This window comes from Mesorhizobium sp. CA6 (assembly GCF_020165035.1).
Taxonomy (GTDB): Bacteria; Pseudomonadota; Alphaproteobacteria; order Rhizobiales; family Rhizobiaceae; genus Mesorhizobium.
In genome coordinates this window covers 34,405-49,916 of the sequence record NZ_JAIUHI010000021.1, presented here as the reverse complement: position 1 = coordinate 49,916, position 15,512 = coordinate 34,405, and the positions used below count along the sequence as shown (strand labels likewise).

General features: G+C 64.2%; 14 protein-coding genes. 10 read left to right on the top strand and 4 right to left on the bottom strand.

The window, feature by feature from the left end:
* Nucleotides 1–60: 60 nt before the first annotated feature.
* Genes LB526_RS25750 through LB526_RS25740 form a run of 3 tightly spaced genes read left to right on the top strand, consistent with a single transcriptional unit; the run spans nucleotide 61 to nucleotide 2,884 of the window.
* Complete coding sequence (locus tag LB526_RS25750; protein WP_224630241.1) at nucleotides 61–1,044, top strand: AraC family transcriptional regulator; 984 nt, start codon at nucleotides 61–63, stop codon at nucleotides 1,042–1,044.
* A 60-nt stretch (nucleotides 1,045–1,104) separates the two neighbouring features.
* Entirely contained in the window at nucleotides 1,105–2,313 is a 1,209-nt protein-coding gene (locus LB526_RS25745; RefSeq protein ID WP_224630240.1) for an MFS transporter, read from the top strand.
* 46 nt (nucleotides 2,314–2,359) lie between these two features.
* Nucleotides 2,360–2,884, top strand: a complete 525-nt coding sequence (locus LB526_RS25740; protein WP_224630239.1) for a hypothetical protein — start codon at nucleotides 2,360–2,362, stop codon at nucleotides 2,882–2,884.
* A gap of 78 nt (nucleotides 2,885–2,962) precedes the next feature.
* On the opposite strand, the gene LB526_RS25735 is transcribed toward LB526_RS25740, so the two are convergent.
* The gene (locus tag LB526_RS25735) at nucleotides 2,963–3,859 is read right to left on the bottom strand and encodes a LysR substrate-binding domain-containing protein (protein WP_224532034.1); all 897 of its coding nucleotides are present in this window, start codon (nucleotides 3,857–3,859) and stop codon (nucleotides 2,963–2,965) included.
* Nucleotides 3,860–4,117: 258 nt separating this feature from the next.
* On the opposite strand from LB526_RS25735, the gene LB526_RS25730 reads away from it, so the two are divergent.
* The 7 genes from LB526_RS25730 (at nucleotide 4,118) to LB526_RS25700 (ending at nucleotide 12,233) form a co-directional block, all read left to right on the top strand.
* Nucleotides 4,118–5,629 (top strand): leucyl aminopeptidase, encoded by a 1,512-nt coding sequence (locus LB526_RS25730; protein ID WP_224630238.1) that lies wholly within the window; start codon nucleotides 4,118–4,120, stop codon nucleotides 5,627–5,629.
* A gap of 38 nt (nucleotides 5,630–5,667) precedes the next feature.
* Nucleotides 5,668–6,585: a proline iminopeptidase-family hydrolase gene (locus LB526_RS25725; protein ID WP_224630237.1), complete on the top strand. Its 918-nt coding sequence runs from the start codon at nucleotides 5,668–5,670 to the stop codon at nucleotides 6,583–6,585.
* Between the two features lie 4 nt (nucleotides 6,586–6,589).
* Complete coding sequence (locus tag LB526_RS25720) at nucleotides 6,590–8,251, top strand: ABC transporter substrate-binding protein (protein ID WP_224630236.1); 1,662 nt, start codon at nucleotides 6,590–6,592, stop codon at nucleotides 8,249–8,251.
* A gap of 61 nt (nucleotides 8,252–8,312) precedes the next feature.
* The gene (locus LB526_RS25715; RefSeq protein ID WP_224602813.1) at nucleotides 8,313–9,308 is read left to right on the top strand and encodes an ABC transporter permease; all 996 of its coding nucleotides are present in this window, start codon (nucleotides 8,313–8,315) and stop codon (nucleotides 9,306–9,308) included.
* Nucleotides 9,308–10,279, top strand: a complete 972-nt coding sequence (locus tag LB526_RS25710) for an ABC transporter permease (protein ID WP_140542780.1) — start codon at nucleotides 9,308–9,310, stop codon at nucleotides 10,277–10,279. Before LB526_RS25715 ends, LB526_RS25710 begins: the two co-directional genes overlap by 1 nt.
* A complete protein-coding gene (locus LB526_RS25705; protein WP_224532029.1) occupies nucleotides 10,276–11,235 on the top strand; it encodes an ABC transporter ATP-binding protein in 960 nt (319 codons plus the stop codon). Before LB526_RS25710 ends, LB526_RS25705 begins: the two co-directional genes overlap by 4 nt.
* Before the next feature lie 8 nt (nucleotides 11,236–11,243).
* Nucleotides 11,244–12,233 carry an ABC transporter ATP-binding protein gene (locus LB526_RS25700; RefSeq protein WP_224630235.1) on the top strand — a complete coding sequence of 330 codons (990 nt, stop codon included), beginning with the start codon at nucleotides 11,244–11,246 and terminating at the stop codon, nucleotides 12,231–12,233.
* A gap of 49 nt (nucleotides 12,234–12,282) precedes the next feature.
* Here the strand turns inward: LB526_RS25700 and LB526_RS25695 are convergent, their stop codons facing one another.
* The 3 genes from LB526_RS25695 to LB526_RS25685 all read right to left on the bottom strand — a co-directional run bounded on the left by LB526_RS25695 (nucleotide 12,283) and on the right by LB526_RS25685 (nucleotide 15,488).
* Nucleotides 12,283–12,837, bottom strand: coding sequence for a hypothetical protein (locus LB526_RS25695; protein WP_224630234.1), 555 nt, complete (start codon nucleotides 12,835–12,837; stop codon nucleotides 12,283–12,285).
* A 99-nt stretch (nucleotides 12,838–12,936) separates the two neighbouring features.
* Complete coding sequence (locus tag LB526_RS25690; RefSeq protein ID WP_224630233.1) at nucleotides 12,937–14,019, bottom strand: YcjF family protein; 1,083 nt, start codon at nucleotides 14,017–14,019, stop codon at nucleotides 12,937–12,939.
* Nucleotides 14,016–15,488, bottom strand: a complete 1,473-nt coding sequence (locus tag LB526_RS25685) for a YcjX family protein (protein WP_224630232.1) — start codon at nucleotides 15,486–15,488, stop codon at nucleotides 14,016–14,018. The genes LB526_RS25690 and LB526_RS25685 overlap by 4 nt, the downstream gene beginning before the upstream one ends.
* Nucleotides 15,489–15,512 lie beyond the last annotated feature (24 nt).

The following is a 15,512-nucleotide window of genomic DNA, read 5'->3' as shown; positions in this document are numbered from 1 at the left end:
AGGGTGCCGTTGAAGCGGCCTCCGCTTGCCTGCCGGACGTTCGGCGTATACAGTAGCCGAATGCCTGACTATTCGTCCCGCCCGCCTCTGCATATCCCGATGGATGCGCTCAGCGAAGTCCTACAGGACTTTCGCTTGAGTGGGGTCAACTATGGCCGCTGCGAGCTCCGGCATCCATGGAGCATCGCCTTTCCGCAACAGAAGCTGCTTCGCTTTCACTTTGTCGGCCAGGGTCCATGCTGGATTTATACCGAGGCGGATGGCTGGCAGGAGTTGCGTGATGGCGATCTGGTGCTGTTGCCGCAAGGTATCGCCCATCGGCTGGCTAGTGCGCCGGACGTTGTCGACGACTCGCTCGAGAGTTGCCAGGTTACCAAGTTGGGGAGCAATGTCTGTGAGGTGGTGCGGGAAGGGACGGGCGCGACAAGCACCCTTTTCTGCGGCTCCATGGCCCTGGGCGTCTGTGCGCTCAATCCACTGATCACGTTGATGCCATCTATTATCAAGGGGTGCGATGTGGCCGGCAACGATCCGGTCGTCCGTCCTTTGCTGGCGGCTATGACGGCGGAGGCCGCGCAACCGCAGATGGGCAGCGCCACGATTCTGTCCCGTATGGCGGACTTGCTGACCGCCCGGCTTATCCGCTGCTGGGTCAATTGCACTGGAGCTTCGACCACCGGCTGGCTTGCAGCCATCCGCGACCCCCATATCGGCCGCGCTCTGGCAGCCATGCATCGAGACCCCGGTCATAACTGGACCCTGGAAAGCCTTGCCGCCCTGGCAGGCCAATCGCGCTCGATTTTCGCCGAGCGCTTCAGCGCTGTGTTAGGGGAGGGCGCTGCCCACTATCTCGCCCGTCTGCGGATGCAGCTTGCCCGCGAGTTGCTCGGGCAAAACGGCCTGTCGGTTGCCGAGGTCGCTACCCGTTTGGGCTATGATAGCGAAGCATCCTTCGCGCGCGCGTTCAAACGCATCACCAATGTCTCGCCAGGCGTTGTGCGCCGCACAATGCCCGGACGAACGGACATGAATTTCGGATTATAAGGTACATATCATCCGAGAAGACTCGTCTATTGAAGACCTCCAGACCTTGGAGATCTTTCAGTGACAGACACAACATTACAGCCTGAAGACGCGGCGATAGACCTTGATGACGCCGCGCCAGCCCCGTGGAACGCAGCCGCCTGGTTTGCGGTCATTTCATTGGCGGCCACCAGCTTTGCCCTGGTATCAGCCGAATTCCTGCCGGCAGGCCTGCTGACGCCGATGGCGCGGGACCTCGGCATCAGCGAAGGAACCGCCGGACAGGTCGTCACCGCCACGGCTTCGGTCGGCGCCGTGACGGCCATGTTGAGCAATGTTCTCATCGGACGATTGAACCGCAAGACGGTGCTGGTTGGCCTCAGCGCCTTGGCGGTCGGTTCCAACCTCCTTGCCGCGCTAGCGCCCAATTTCTGGCTGTTGCTGCTGGGCAGGGCCGGGCTCGGAATCGCTCTCAGCGCATTCTGGGCACTCTCGGTTGCCGTCGTGGCCAGGCTGGTCGGCGCCAATGCGACAGGTCGGGGCATGGGCATCGTCACCCTCGGCGTCTCGCTCGCCACCATCGCCGCCCCGTCAATGGGGGCGTTGATCAGCGACTGGCTGGGATGGCGCAGCGCCATGGCCTTGACGGCGGGATTGGCAGTGATTGCCATGCTGCTGCAATTGCTGAGCCTACCGACCCTGCCTGCGACGGCCAGCAATAGTCTGGCTGACGTATTTCGGCTGACACAGCGGCGCGGCATCCAACTCGGTATGCTTGCCATTCTTTTGCTGATGACGGGGCATTTTGCCGGCTCTGTTTATGTGCGCCCCTTCCTCGAACACGTGACGCTCCTCGCCACCGGGCCAATTGCCCTGGCCCTGCTCGGATTTGGCATCGCGGCTGTGATCGGCAACGTCGCCGGCGGCCGTATGGCCGACGCCAATATCCGCATGGCGCTCGCGGGCAACGCCGCATTGATGGCGTTTGCGGCGCTGGCATTGGTGCTTTGGGGCGTGCACATTGGCGTCGCGTTCACATTCGTCACGCTTTGGGGCTTGGCCTTCGGCATGGCGCCGGTCGTGCTGCCGACCAATCTGTCCCGCGCGGCACCTGATGCGCTGGAAGCTGCGGGTAGCCTGATGGTCGTCTCCTTCCAGGTTGCCATCACCATCGGCGCGGTTGTCGGCGGCTATGTCGTGGATACCCATGGCGCCACGGGACCTTTGACCCTTACCGCCGTCCTTGCCGCATTGACCGTCGTGCTGGCGCTGCTACAGCCTCGCGGGTGAACTTTGCTCCAGCTGACATGGAGCGTCTCATCGTTTCACGAAAACGGTGAGACGCTATCTCTTTGTTTTCGGGGCTGAAAACCCGTTTCGTACATTTCCTGTCGTCGACCCAAAACCGCTGCGCGCTTTGGGCGACATGCATCGGGCGGCCTCAACACGGACGCCGCGACGTTGCAGCCTGATTACACAAGTTTATGCGGTCCGGTCGTTGCTTCACGCCACAATCGGAGGTTATGGCACGTTCGGCTTCGGCCAGTGGAGGCAGCGGCGATGGGCGGCTGCCTTTTTTGAGGAGATGATTGACATGAAGAAGTTTTTGCTCGTTGCCGTCGGTGTTGCGGCGTTGGCCGGGTCGGCTTGCTCCAAGGGACCGGAATGCACGCAGGAAATCGCCGCCAAGAATGCGCAGGACATGGCTGCCGCGCTCCAGGAAGCCATCACCAAGGATCCGAGCAAGGCGGCTGATTTGACCGCCAAGGCGCAGGCTGTGACGACGAAGTATCAGGGCGCCACGACGCTCGACGAAGCCTGCAAGGCCTATGACGAGCTGACCGCCACCATCAAGGGTTGAGTCCAGCCGTCGACAATGCGAAGGCGGTGGCCGGTCGGTCGCCGCCTTTTTCTTGCGCGGCGCTTCGGACAAGACGCGCTACGAGATACCCATCGTGCGCTTATGGTCGGCGATCTCGGCGAGCAGCCAATCCTGGAACAGGCCGGTGCCTGGCTTGTTTCCGATGCTGCGGCGCTGGTGCAGGTAGATTCCGGCGGGATAGGTGTGGCGGGCGCTGAACGGGGCGACAAGCTTGCCTTGCTGCAAAAGGTCTTGGGCCATCATGGTGTCGGCCAAAGCGATCCCCGCGCCGTTTATCACCTCGCGCATGATCAAGGTGCAGTCATCGAGCGTCGTGCTGGATTTCGGCGTGGCGTCCAGAACGCCTTCCTGTTCCAGCCAGCGCCGCCAGCGCATGCTCTCGCATTCGTGGATGAGGTGATGATTGACCAGATCGGCGGGCGTTCTGAGCGGCACCGGTCCCTCAAGCAGCGACGGCGCGCAGACCGGCGTCAGAACGAGCGGGATCAGCAGCGTCAGGGCCGGGCCGGCCTTGTAGACGAACTCGTCGACAATGGCCAAATCGAAGTTGGCGCGCTTGCCCGACGTCGAGATCTCCAGGTTCACGGACGGATGCAGCTTGCGGAAATTCGGCAGCCGGTCCGCCAGCCAAAGGTTCAAAACCGCCGGCACGCAGAGAACCCTGACCCGCTGGGTCCTGCCGTGACCATGGACGAAGCTGACATCGTCGGTGGCGCGCCAGATAGCCTCGAATGCTTCGGAGAGGCCGCGCGCATAATATGAGCCCCTGATGGTCGGCGTGATCTGGCGAAAGCCGCGCTCGAACAGCTCCTGGCCAAGGTTCTTCTCGAGCGCGCGGATGTGGCGGCTGACGGCCGAGGGCGTCAAATGCAGCTCTTCCGCTGCATCCTTGATGCTGCCGAGACGCGCGGCGGCCTCGAAAGCGCGCATGCCATTGAGTGAGGGCAGGGCCATTGGCCGATCATGAAATGTCAGTTGAGTTTTTGTCAATCGACTTGAGCAAAATTGGCGTTTGATCGCTTGGCCGGTTCGGGGATACCCAAAAGGCAAGAGCGACCAAGTCGCCATCCGAAAACGATTGTTTGGGCACTCCGATGCCATTCCACCAGCGGCGGAAACCGGCATGGCCGGTTTTCACCGGTGACCGGCGAAGCTTTGCGTTAGACGCCAGCTGAGCCTCGGCGGAGGGCCTCAGAATGGGAGAACGAGCTTTTGCCTCAGTCGCCGGCGCCGGTCTTCGAAGCGGCTGACGAGATTTCCGCGGAAACCTCGGTCGTCGTCATCCTGCAAACCGCTCAAACCGGTTTTGGCCCCCGGGCAGGGGCGCTCGACGCTGAAATGGACGGGATTTTGTCCCGCGCGTGTTCCGAGCCGGCCGCGCTTGAGGAGTCCGGCGCCTGCGTCGATGTCATCGCGCCGAAGGCGATGTCGACCCGCCGCGTGGTGGTGCTGGCCTTGGGCAAGGCCGAGGCCGTAACCCCGCTTTCGCTGGCGCGCGCCGGCGGTCTGCTTGCAGCGCACCTGGAAGGCAAGGGCGAATGCGCAGCCACCCTCATGCTGGACCCGCTTGCCGGCGTCGACCTGCCCGCAGCGGAAATCCTGGCGCGGGTCGCCCTCGGCATGCGGCTGCGGCGCTACCGTTTCGACCTGCGCAACCGCCGTCAGGGAGCAGGCGCCGACCGCACTTTGCGGGTGCAATTGATCGGCGCCGGTCAGGAGCTAGACGCGGCGCTGGCACGGGTCAATGCCATCGCCGACGGCGTCGAATATGCGCGTACGCTGGTCAACCTGCCGCCGAACCATCTCCATCCCGAGAATTTCCACGATCATCTGGAGCCGCTGCGCGAGGCCGGCATCGATGTCGAGATCCTCGACACGGCGCGGCTGAAGGAGCTCGGCATGAATGCGATCCTGGCCGTCGGCTCCGGCTCGGCGCGACCGCCGCGCGTCGCGGTCCTGCGCTATCGCGGTAAGGGCGCTCCCGCGCAGCCGCTGGCTTTCGTCGGCAAGGGCGTCTGCTTCGATTCTGGTGGTCTGTGCATAAAGCGCGGCGAGCAGATGTTCGACATGAAGGCCGATATGGGCGGCGCGGCCGCCGTTGTCGGGCTGCTGATCGCGCTCGCCCGGCAAGGCAGCCCGGTGCATGCCGTCGGTGTGCTCGGCATTGCCGAGAACATGCCGTCCGGGACGGCGCTCAAGCCGCGCGACATCATCACGACGGCGTCGGGCCAGACCGTGGAAGTGTTCGACACGGATGCGGAAGGCCGGCTGATCCTGGCCGACTGCCTCTATTATGCCGCTTCGCGCTTCAGTCCCTCGGTGATCGTCGACCTGGCGACGCTGACCTATTCGGTGATGCGGGGCCTCGGCTCGGTCTTCGCCGGACTTTTCAGCACCGACGACACCATCGCCTCGCGCATGATCGCGGCGGGGGAAAAGGTCGGCGAGCGGTTCTGGCAACTGCCGCTCGACCGGGCCTATGACGAGGGGCTGCAATCGCCCTTCGCCGACATCCGTCACCACGCCAAGGACATGGAAGACGGCGACGCGCCCTATGCCGCGGCCTTCCTGCGCAATTTCACCGAGGACCGCCCCTGGGTGCATCTCGACATAGCTGGCAAGGAAATCGCCGACAAGGATCGGCCGTTGGGCCGGGAAGGCGCCACGGCCTTCGGCGTGCAGATGCTGGAAGAGTGGGTGCAGTCCGGCCGGGCAGCGAACTAGGCGACAGCGAGATGTCTTCAACCACGCAGGGAGCCGGGATGCCGTCCGAGATCGTCAGCAAGGAAGGGCGGGCCGGGTTCGGCGCCTATGAAACCTGGTACCGGGTCAGCGGCGCGCTCGATGCCGGCAAGGCCCCAGTCGTGATCCTGCATGGCGGGCCGGGTGCTGCCCATAATTACGTCGATGCCTATAAGCTTCTTGCCCGAGGCGGCCGCGCCGTCATCCACTACGATCAGTTGGGCTGCGGCAATTCCACCTTGCTGCCGGAAAAGGGCGCCGACTTCTGGACGCCCCAACTCTTCATCGACGAGCTGGAAAACCTCGTCGACCATCTCGGCATCCGTGGCGGCTTCCATGTGCTGGGTCAAAGCTGGGGCGGCATGCTGGGCGCCGAATATGGCGTGACCAGGCCGAAGGGCCTGAAGTCGCTGACCATCGCCAACTCGCCGGCATCCATGAAGCTTTGGGTCGAGGAGGCCAACCGGCTGCGCGCCGACCTGCCCAGGGACGTGCAGGAGACGCTGACGAAGCACGAGCAGGCCGGCACGACGGACGATCCGGCCTACCAGGAAGCGACGATGCGGTTCTACGAACGGCATGTCTGCCGGGTCGTGCCGTTCCCGCCCGAGGTGACGGAAACCTTCGCCCAGATCGTGCGCAATCCGACCGTCTACAATGTGATGAACGGCCCGAACGAATTCCACGTTATCGGCACGCTGAAGAGCTGGAGCGTCATCGACCGACTGTCGGCCATTGAGGTTCCCACACTCCTCATCTCCGGCCGGCACGACGAAGCCACGCCCGCGACCGTGCAGCCGTTCAAGGACGGCATCAAGGGATCGCGCTGGCAGATATTCGAGCATTCCAGCCACATGCCGCATGTCGAGGAGCAGGAACTCTGCATGCGTGTGGTGGGAGACTTCCTGGACGACAACGACAACAGAAAAGGGGAATGACGACATGAAGAAACTGCTTTTGGCGGCGTCGGCCGCCGCATTGCTGGCCGGCTCGTGGCTCGCTCCGGCACAGGCCGAATATCTCAAGGAGCACCGCGGCGGCACCATTCGCCTTCTCGCCCGATCGGCGGCCGGAACGCTCGATCCGCATATCAACTACACGGACCAGGGCTGGCAAATGTACCAGCCGATCTATGACGGCCTGGTCGCCTTCCGCAAAGCCGAGGGCGTCGACGGCTTTTCCATCGTTCCCGACCTGGCCGAGGCGCTGCCCACGGTCAGCAATGACGGCAAGACCTTCACCTTCAAGCTGCGCAAGGGCATCAAGTTCTCCAACGGCCAGGATCTTGGCGTGAAGGACGTCGTCGCCTCCTTCCAGCGCATCTTCAAGATTTCCGGGCCGACCTCGGGCACCTTCTATGCCGGCATCGTTGGCGCCGACAAATGCCTGGCCGATACCAAGAGCTGCACGCTGGAAGGCGGTGTCGTCGCCGACGAGACGGCCGGCACGATCACCCTCAATCTCACCAAGCCGGACGCCGAGATCCTCTACAAGCTTGCCTTGCCGCATGCCGTGATCCTGCCGGCGGACACGCCGGCGGAAGATATGGGCTCCAAGCCGATCCCCAGCACCGGCCCCTACATGATCTCGGCCTTCGATCCGAACAAGGGCATGACGGTTTCCCGCAACCCCAATTTCAAGCTGTGGAGCGAGGAAGCCCAGCCGGACGGCTATCCGGATGTCGTGCAGTATGATTTCGGCCTGTCGGAAGAGGCCGCCGTGACGGCGATCCAGAACGGTGAAGCCGACTGGATGTTCGACGCGCTGCCCAGCGACCGCCTCGGCGAGCTCGGCAGCAAGTCCATGGACCAGCTGCACATCTCGCCGCTTTCGGCCTGGTGGTACGCGCCGCTGAACACCCGCATGGCCCCATTCGACAATGAAAAGGCGCGCCAGGCCGTCGCCTATGCGGTCGACCGCAACACGCTGGTCAAGCTGTTCGGCGGCAAGGTGCTGGCTTCGCCGGTCTGCCAGGTCCTGCCGCCGGATTTCCCCGGACATGAGGACTATTGCCCCTTCACCAAGAATCCGGGCGCCAAATGGTCGGCTCCGGATGTCGAGAAGGCCAAGCAGCTCGTCGAGGAATCGGGCACCAAGGGCCAGAAGGTGACCATCATCGTCGAGGACACCGCCATTTCGCGTTCCATCGGCGTCTATCTGCAGAGCGTGCTGACCAACATTGGCTACGTCGCCGACGTCAAGCCGATCTCGTCCAACCTGCAGTTCACCTATATCCAGAACACCAACAACAAAGTGCAGATGTCCGTCACCCAATGGTACAAGGACTATCCGGCGGCGTCGGACTTCCTGAACATCCTGTTCAGCTGCGCTTCCTATCGCGAAGGTTCGGACGCCTCGATCAACATTTCCGGCTTCTGCGACAAGGATATCGACGCCCAGATGCAGAAGGCGCTGGACCTCGGCGTGACCGACCAGAAGGCGGCCGACAAATTGTGGGCGGCAATCGACAAGCAGGTCACCGACAAGGCGCCGGCGGTCGGCCTCTTCACGCCGAAGCGGCTTGATTTCGTCAGCAAGCGCATCGGCAATTTCAAGTTCAACCCGCAGTTCAACTGGATTATCACCCAATCCTGGGTGCAGTAAGGGGCCTGGGTGCAATAACGAACCGCGGAAGGCACATATCGTGTCCAGCCAAGTCGCCGCCATGCCGCGCAAGACGCGAGGGCCCTGGGCCGTCGCGTTTGCGAAGCTGGCAACGGACAGGGCCGCCATGGCGTCCCTGGCCGTGTTCCTCATCATCGTCCTCGCCTGTTTCAGCGCGCCGCTTTACGCAAAATGGGCGGGCACGGATCCGTTCGCCTCGACGCTCGACGCCGTCATCCAGATCGACGGCGCCGACGTTCCGGTGATGGAACAGTCGACCGAGGGACTGGGGCTTGGCTACACGCCGATCGGCCCGACCTGGCGGCTCGGCAATTATTTCCTCGGCGCCGACAGCCAGGGGCGGGACGTCATGGCAAGGTTGCTCTATGGCGGCTTGAACTCGCTTTTGATCTCGGGGGCGGCCACCATCTTCACGCTGATCGTCGGCACGATGGCGGGCCTGATCGCGGGGTATTTCGGCGGCATCACCGATACGGTGCTGTCGCGCTTGCTCGACGTGCTCTGGGCGTTTCCGATCTATCTGCTGGCGATCTCGCTTTCCATCGTCACCATCGCGCAAGGCATCGCGATCGGACCGATCGAGATCCAGTCGGGCAGCCTATGGCTGCCGATCATCATCATAGGAATTGTCTATATACCCTATGTCGCGCGCCCGATCCGCGGCCAAGTCCTGGCGCTGCGCCACAGCGAGTTCGTGTTCGCCGCGATCAATCTCGGCGTGCCGGGCTGGCGCATCCTGTGGCGCGACATCCTGCCCAACATCACCACCACGCTGATCGTCTTCGTGCCGCTGATGATGGCGCTGAACATGCTGACGGAATCGGCGCTGTCGTTCCTGTCGATCGGCGTGCAGCCGCCGGCCGCGAGTTGGGGCACCATCATCCAGGACGGGCAGGCGCTGCTCTACACAAGGCCGCTGGTGGCGCTGGTGCCTGGCCTGGCGATCGCCGTTTCCGTCATGGCGCTCAACGTCTTCGGCGACGGCCTGCGCGATGCGCTCGACCCGCGCTCCAAGGTCCGGCTGGGGCGCGACTGATGTTTTATGCCATCCTTCGCCGCTTCGGTCAGATGCTGTTCGTGATGTTCGGCATCTCGGTCATCGTCTTCCTGATCTTCTTCGCCACACCCGGCGCCGATCCCGCCGCGCGTATCGCCGGCCGCAACGCGTCGCCGGAAGTGCTGGCTGCGGTGCGCCACAGCTTCGGCTTCGACCAGCCGCTCTACGTGCAATACACACGCATGATGGAGAAGATCTTCGTCACCGGCGACCTGACCTCCTTCGTCAACCGCGGCTGGAAGGTTGTGCCGGCCGTCATGGATTCGATCCCCGTCACGCTTTCGCTGGTGTTCGGCGCCGCGGTCCTGTGGGTGGTCGTCTCCATCATCATCGGCATCGTCGCCGCGGCCACCCGCGACAGCTGGCTGGACAAGCTTTTGATGGCGCTGGGCCTGCTCGGCATTTCCATGCCGGTCTACTGGCTGGGCGAGGTGATGAACCTGATCACCCAGAGCCGCTATCACGACAGCTGGGCATTCTCCTGGGTGCCGCCGCTTGGCTACAAGAATTTTTCCGACGATCCCAAAGGCTGGTTCCTGACGCTGGTCATCCCATGGATCACACTGGCCATCCTCTATATCGGCATCTACGGACGCGTGCTGCGCGCGGCCATCATCGAATCCATGCAGGAGGATTATATCCGCACTGCCCGCGCCAAGGGCCTGTCGGAGACCCGTATCCTGTTTCGCCATGCGCTGCGCACGTCGCTGATCGCCTTCGTCACGCTGTTTGGTCTCGACTTCGGCGCGCTGGTGGGCGGCTCGGCCTTGCTGACCGAGGTCGTGTTCGGCCTGCACGGCATCGGCAAGCTCACCTATGACGCGCTGCAGAACCTCGATTTGCCGATGATCATGGCGACGGTCATGTATGCGTCCATGTTCGTGGTGATCGCCAATGCGGTGGTCGATTTCGTCTACATCCTTCTCGATCCGCGCCTGAGGGCTTCATGATATTGTCGGTGCGCGACCTCAAAGTGTCCTTCCGCACCCATGATGGGCCGGTTCGCGCCATCGACGGCGTTTCCTTCGACCTGGAGGAAAGCGAGATCCTCGGCGTCGTCGGCGAATCCGGCTCCGGCAAGACGGTGTCGCTGCTCGCCGTGATGGGGCTTATCACCGACCCGAACGCCACCATCGAAGGTTCGATCCGCTACAAGGGTCGCGAACTGGTGGGACTGCCGCCGCGCGAGCTGAGGCGCCTGCGCGGCAACGAGATCGCGATGATCTTCCAGGACCCGATGACGGCGCTCACGCCGGTCTACACCATCGGCTGGCAGATCGCCGAGCAGATCCGGGCGCATCGTGGTGTCAGCAAGTCCAAGGCGATGGAGCGCGTCGAGCAGCTGCTGGCGGAGGTGAATTTCCCCAACCCGCACGAGGCGATGTCGCGCTATCCGCACCAGCTTTCCGGCGGCATGCGGCAGCGGGCGGTGATCGCGATGGCCTTGTCCTGCGATCCGGCGCTGCTGGTGGCAGACGAGCCGACCACCGCGCTCGACGTCACCGTGCAGGCCGGCATTCTCGATCTCGTGCGCAAATTGCGGGCGAAGCACAAGTCGGCGGTGGTCTTCATCACGCATGATATGGGAGTGGTCTCCGAGCTCGCCGACCGGGTCATGGTCATGTATGCCGGCCGCGTTGTCGAGCGCGGCACCCGCACCGAGCTGTTTTCCGATCCGCGACACCCTTATACGCGCGCGCTGCTCGGCTCGATCCCGCCGCTGACCGGCCAGAAACCGCGCCGCCTGCCGGCCATCCCCGGTTCGCCGCCGTCGTTGCTGCGGCTGCCGGAAGGCTGCGCCTTCGGCCCGCGCTGTCCGGTCCGCTACGAGCCTTGCGAGGCCGGCAAGCCGGATCTCGGCGCGGGCGCGCACGCCGCCGCGTGCTTTCGGGTGGCGCAGGCATGAGCGAGCTGATGACAGATACAGATCGGCCGATCCTCGAGACGCGTTCGCTGACAAAACGCTTTTCGATCGGCACTCGCTTTTCCGCCGAGGGCAGGCGGACGGTCCATGCGGTGGACAACGTCTCGCTGAGTGTGCGGCGCGGCGAGACTGTCGGCCTTGTCGGCGAATCCGGATGCGGCAAGTCCACGCTGGCGCGCTGCCTGGTTCGGCTCTACGACATCACCGACGGCAAGCTTCTGTTCGAAGGCGACGACATCACCGCGAAGTCGCTGTCCGATCTCAGGCCGCTGCGGCGGCGCTTGCAAATGGTCTTCCAGGATCCCTCGGCCTCGCTCAATCCGCGCCGGCGCGTCGGCGACCTCGTCGCCGAGCCGCTGCGCATTCACGGCAAGGTTTCGGCGCGTGAGATCACCGTGCGCGTGGCGGAGCTGTTCGAACTGGTCGGGCTGTTGCCGGACCATATGATGCGCTATCCGCACGAATTCTCCGGCGGGCAGCGCCAGCGCGTCGGCATAGCGCGGGCGATCGCGCTGAACCCCGACCTTGTCGTGCTGGACGAGCCGGTCTCCGCCCTCGACGTGTCGGTGCAGGCCCAGATCGTCAACCTGCTCGCCGATCTGCAGGAGAAGTTGAAGCTCACCTATATCTTCATCGCCCACGATCTCTCTGTAGTGCGCCAGGTCTCGACGCGCATCGCGGTCATGTATCTCGGCTCTATCGTCGAGGAGGGCCCGGCGGAAGAGATCTTTGCGACACCTGCCCATCCCTACAGCCAGGCACTGATCTCGGCGGTTCCCATCGTCGAGACGACGCGTGCGGGCGCGCGCAAGCGCATCATCCTCACCGGCGACGTGCCGAGTCCGCTGAAGCCTCCGTCCGGATGCCGCTTCCATCCGCGATGCCCAATCGCGGCGGACCGGTGCCGTTCCGAGCGGCCGGAACTGAAGGAATATCGTCCGGGCCGCAAAGTGGCCTGCCACTTCCCGACTTTGACCTGAACCGTCTTGTAGCGGGGTGGCGGATGCGGACTGCCGGAACCGCGCCGGATCAGTTCTTGGCGATGGCGCCGACTTCGACCGAATCGACCCGCTTCAGGCTCATGCCGATCACCGGCACCAGCTGATTGTCGACGCGCACGGCCACCGTCACGGTCATCGAATTGCCGTCGGGGACACGCGCCTGCATGACGCCGTTCAACTGCTTGCGGTTGATGGTGAAAACGACCTTCTCAGCGTCGACGACATTGCCGCCGACAATGTCCATGCCGCTTTCGGTCGAGCCGCCCATGAAGGTGCCCCGATAGCCATCGCGGCCCTTGCGCTCGACGCTGGCGGACATCTTTTGCGTGAACACGCCGACCCTGCAGCCGCCGTCAAGCGTCATGCCGAGCTTGCTGGCGGGCGTCGAGCCATTGAAATCGCAAGTGAATTTGGTGCCTTTGTACTTGCCGGCGATGATCTCGCCGGGGCCGACCCATCTGCCTTCGACGGAGCGAAAAAACTGCTTGTCCGGCTCTGCGCCAAGGGCCTTTTCGACGAGGCCGAGCGGCGCGACGATCGCAATGGCGGCAGGCAGGACGCAGGACAGGATCACGCTTCTCATCGACGACACCCGGCACGAAAGAGTCTATTCTTGGGACCGGACCGACCATGCAGAAGATTGGTTAATGCTTCGTCACCCGCGATGGGTCGCGCGTTTACCTTATCGGTCGTCCCGGCCGTCCTTTCGTGCCGCGAACGACGTCAGCGCCGAAAGGAAATCGCCGAGGCCCGGGCGCTTCACGGCGATGAACGGCAAGGGGCGGGCGGTTTCCATCGCGGCGATGCCGATGCGCGCCGTCATCATGCCGTTGACGACGCCTTCGCCGAGTTTTGCCGAGAGTTTTGCGGCAAGCCCATGGCCGACGATCTGCTGCACGAAACTATCGCCCACCGCGATCGAGCCGGTCACCGCCAGATGCGCGAGCACGCCGCGCGCCAGCCGGAAGAAGCCGAGCGTGCCTGGGCGGCCGCCATAGAGCTCGGAGAGGCGCCGGATCAGCCGCCCGGCTTCGAACACGACATAGGCAATGTCGACCAGCGCGCGCGGGCTGACCGCCGTTACGAGGGACACGCGTTTCGCCGCCTCCAGAATCATGACTTTGGCGCGGGCATCGAGAGGCGACAGGATCTCGGTCTCGGCCAGCCGCACCAGATTGGCGCCATCGATGATCTCGCCGCGCAATTCGGCCAGCGAACGGCGGCCGGCGGCGGTCTCGGGTTTTGCGGCGACGAAAGCCGAGAGCTCGTCGACCAAGGCGCGCGCCGCCTTCGGGTCGTCGCGCGCCACGGCATCCAGGGCCCGTTTCTGCATCTTTTCGACTTCGGCAAGGCGGGCGACGGCGAGGAATTCGCGGATCAGGATGACGAGCAGCGAGAGCAGCGCGATCGCCGCCATGCCGGCCGCCAGCCAGCCGAGCCATTCGGCGCGTGCGAACAGGTCGCGGATCAGCTGGTCGGCCCAAAGGCCGACCGCCAGCGAGACGAGCACGCCGAGAGCGCCGAAGAACAGCCGGGACAACAGCGAGCGCTTTCTCGGCGCTGTCGCCGGCGGCGGGACCGCGGCCTCGATATCCGGCTCGTCGAAGACGTCGACTTCCGAGGGGATCACGACCGCTACATCAGCCCTCGCGGCACGTGGTCTGCGCGCCGGCGGCTCCTCGGCGGCGCTGTTTCGCTGTGGTTGCGGCGGCGCCTCGGTCTCAGGCTCGATGCGGAAGGCCGCCGGTTTGCGGGGCGCGGTCATGCCAGATGATCTCCGATCAGGAACTGCAGCGCGCGGTCGAGCCGGATATGCGGCAAGGACAGCGTGACGCCTTCGGCGGTGCGTTCAAGCTTCGGCGGGCGGAAACGCACGAAGCGGATCGCCGGTTCGGCGCTGTCCACCTGCGATCCGGAAACGTCGAAGACGGCATCCACCTTTTCCGGCAAATCGCCCGGGAAAATGGCGGTTTCGGCCTTTCCGTCGAATGTCTCGCCGTTGATCGTCTCGCTTTTCAGCGGCGTGCCGATGATGACGGGGAGTGTCTCTCGCCCCCGCTTCACCGTGCCTTCGCGGGTCGAGCGAACCGCCGCCATGGCGACGACATCGACGGCGGCACCGCTGAAATTCGCCCGCGCGACGGCCCGGTCGGTCAGCCGGCGCACGATCGCCTGCAGCCGGTCATGGCTTTCGTGGTGCAAATGGTCCGCCTTGGTCGCGGCCACCAGGATGCGGTCGATGCGGCGCGAGAAGAAGTCGGTCAGGAAATTGCCCCGTCCGGGCCGGAAGCAGGACAGGATCTCGGTCACCGCGCGCTCCAGATCGGCCATCGCGGCCGGGCCGGCATTGAGCGCCTGCATGGCGTCGATCAGCACGATCTGCCGGTCGAGGCGGGCGATGTGCTCGCGAAAGAACGGTTTGACGACATGCGTCTTATAGGCCTCGTAGCGGCGCTCCATCATCGCCCGTAGCGATCCGGAGCGCGGCCGGCCTTGCGACAGCGTCATCAGCGGCGCGAAGGTGAGCGCCGGCGAGCCTTCGAGATCGCCCGGCATCAGGAAGCGGCCTGGCGGCAGCGTCGACAGCGCGCGGTCGTCGAGCTTGCAGGCCTTGAGATAGGCGGCAAAGCTTTCGGCCAATCGCCGGGCGGTCATCTCGTCGGCGTCGGCATCGGGATCGATGGTGGAGGCCAACTCACGCCAGGCCTGCGACAAGTCGCAGCGGACGGGCAGGGCGGCCAACTCGACCGCCTCGCGCGAAAAATCGGCGAAGGATTTGCCGAGCAGTGGTAGGTCGAGCAGCCATTCGCCGGGATAGTCGACGATGTCGACCGACAGTTTTCCGGCTGAAAACAACCGGTTCCAGCCGGAAGCCGACTCATATTCGATGGTGAGCCGGAGCTCGGAGATCGCGCGGGTCGAGTCGGGCCAGACGCGCTCGTTCACCAAAGCCGCGACATGGTCTTCATATTGGAAACGCGGAACGGCATCGTCCGGCTGCTCCTCAAGGAAGGCGCGGGCGATGCGGCCGGATTTCTGCGCCTCGAACAGCGGCAGGCGACCGCCATGAATGAGATTGTGGACGAGGGCGGAGATGAACACCGTCTTGCCGGCGCGCGACAGGCCGGTGACGCCAAGGCGCATTGACGGAGAGAAGAGCCCGGCGGCGCGGCCCGACAACGTGTCGAGCGCAATCCTCGCCTCATCGGTAAAACTGGTCAGCGATGATGCCAAATCAGGCCTCTGGTTGCGCGTCAG

Excerpts from the sequence above, each read along its gene's own strand:
- LB526_RS25750 (WP_224630241.1), top strand. The coding sequence starts at position 61 with ATGCCTGACTATTCGTCCCGCCCGCCTCTGCATATCCCGATGGATGCG.
- LB526_RS25735 (WP_224532034.1), bottom strand. The coding sequence starts at position 3,859 with ATGGCCCTGCCCTCACTCAATGGCATGCGCGCTTTCGAGGCCGCCGCG.
- LB526_RS25725 (WP_224630237.1), top strand. The coding sequence starts at position 5,668 with ATGCCGTCCGAGATCGTCAGCAAGGAAGGGCGGGCCGGGTTCGGCGCC.
- LB526_RS25720 (WP_224630236.1), top strand. The coding sequence starts at position 6,590 with ATGAAGAAACTGCTTTTGGCGGCGTCGGCCGCCGCATTGCTGGCCGGC.
- LB526_RS25715 (WP_224602813.1), top strand. The coding sequence starts at position 8,313 with ATGCCGCGCAAGACGCGAGGGCCCTGGGCCGTCGCGTTTGCGAAGCTG.
- LB526_RS25710 (WP_140542780.1), top strand. The coding sequence starts at position 9,308 with ATGTTTTATGCCATCCTTCGCCGCTTCGGTCAGATGCTGTTCGTGATG.
- LB526_RS25705 (WP_224532029.1), top strand. The coding sequence starts at position 10,276 with ATGATATTGTCGGTGCGCGACCTCAAAGTGTCCTTCCGCACCCATGAT.
- LB526_RS25700 (WP_224630235.1), top strand. The coding sequence starts at position 11,244 with ATGACAGATACAGATCGGCCGATCCTCGAGACGCGTTCGCTGACAAAA.
- LB526_RS25695 (WP_224630234.1), bottom strand. The coding sequence starts at position 12,837 with ATGAGAAGCGTGATCCTGTCCTGCGTCCTGCCTGCCGCCATTGCGATC.
- LB526_RS25690 (WP_224630233.1), bottom strand. The coding sequence starts at position 14,019 with ATGACCGCGCCCCGCAAACCGGCGGCCTTCCGCATCGAGCCTGAGACC.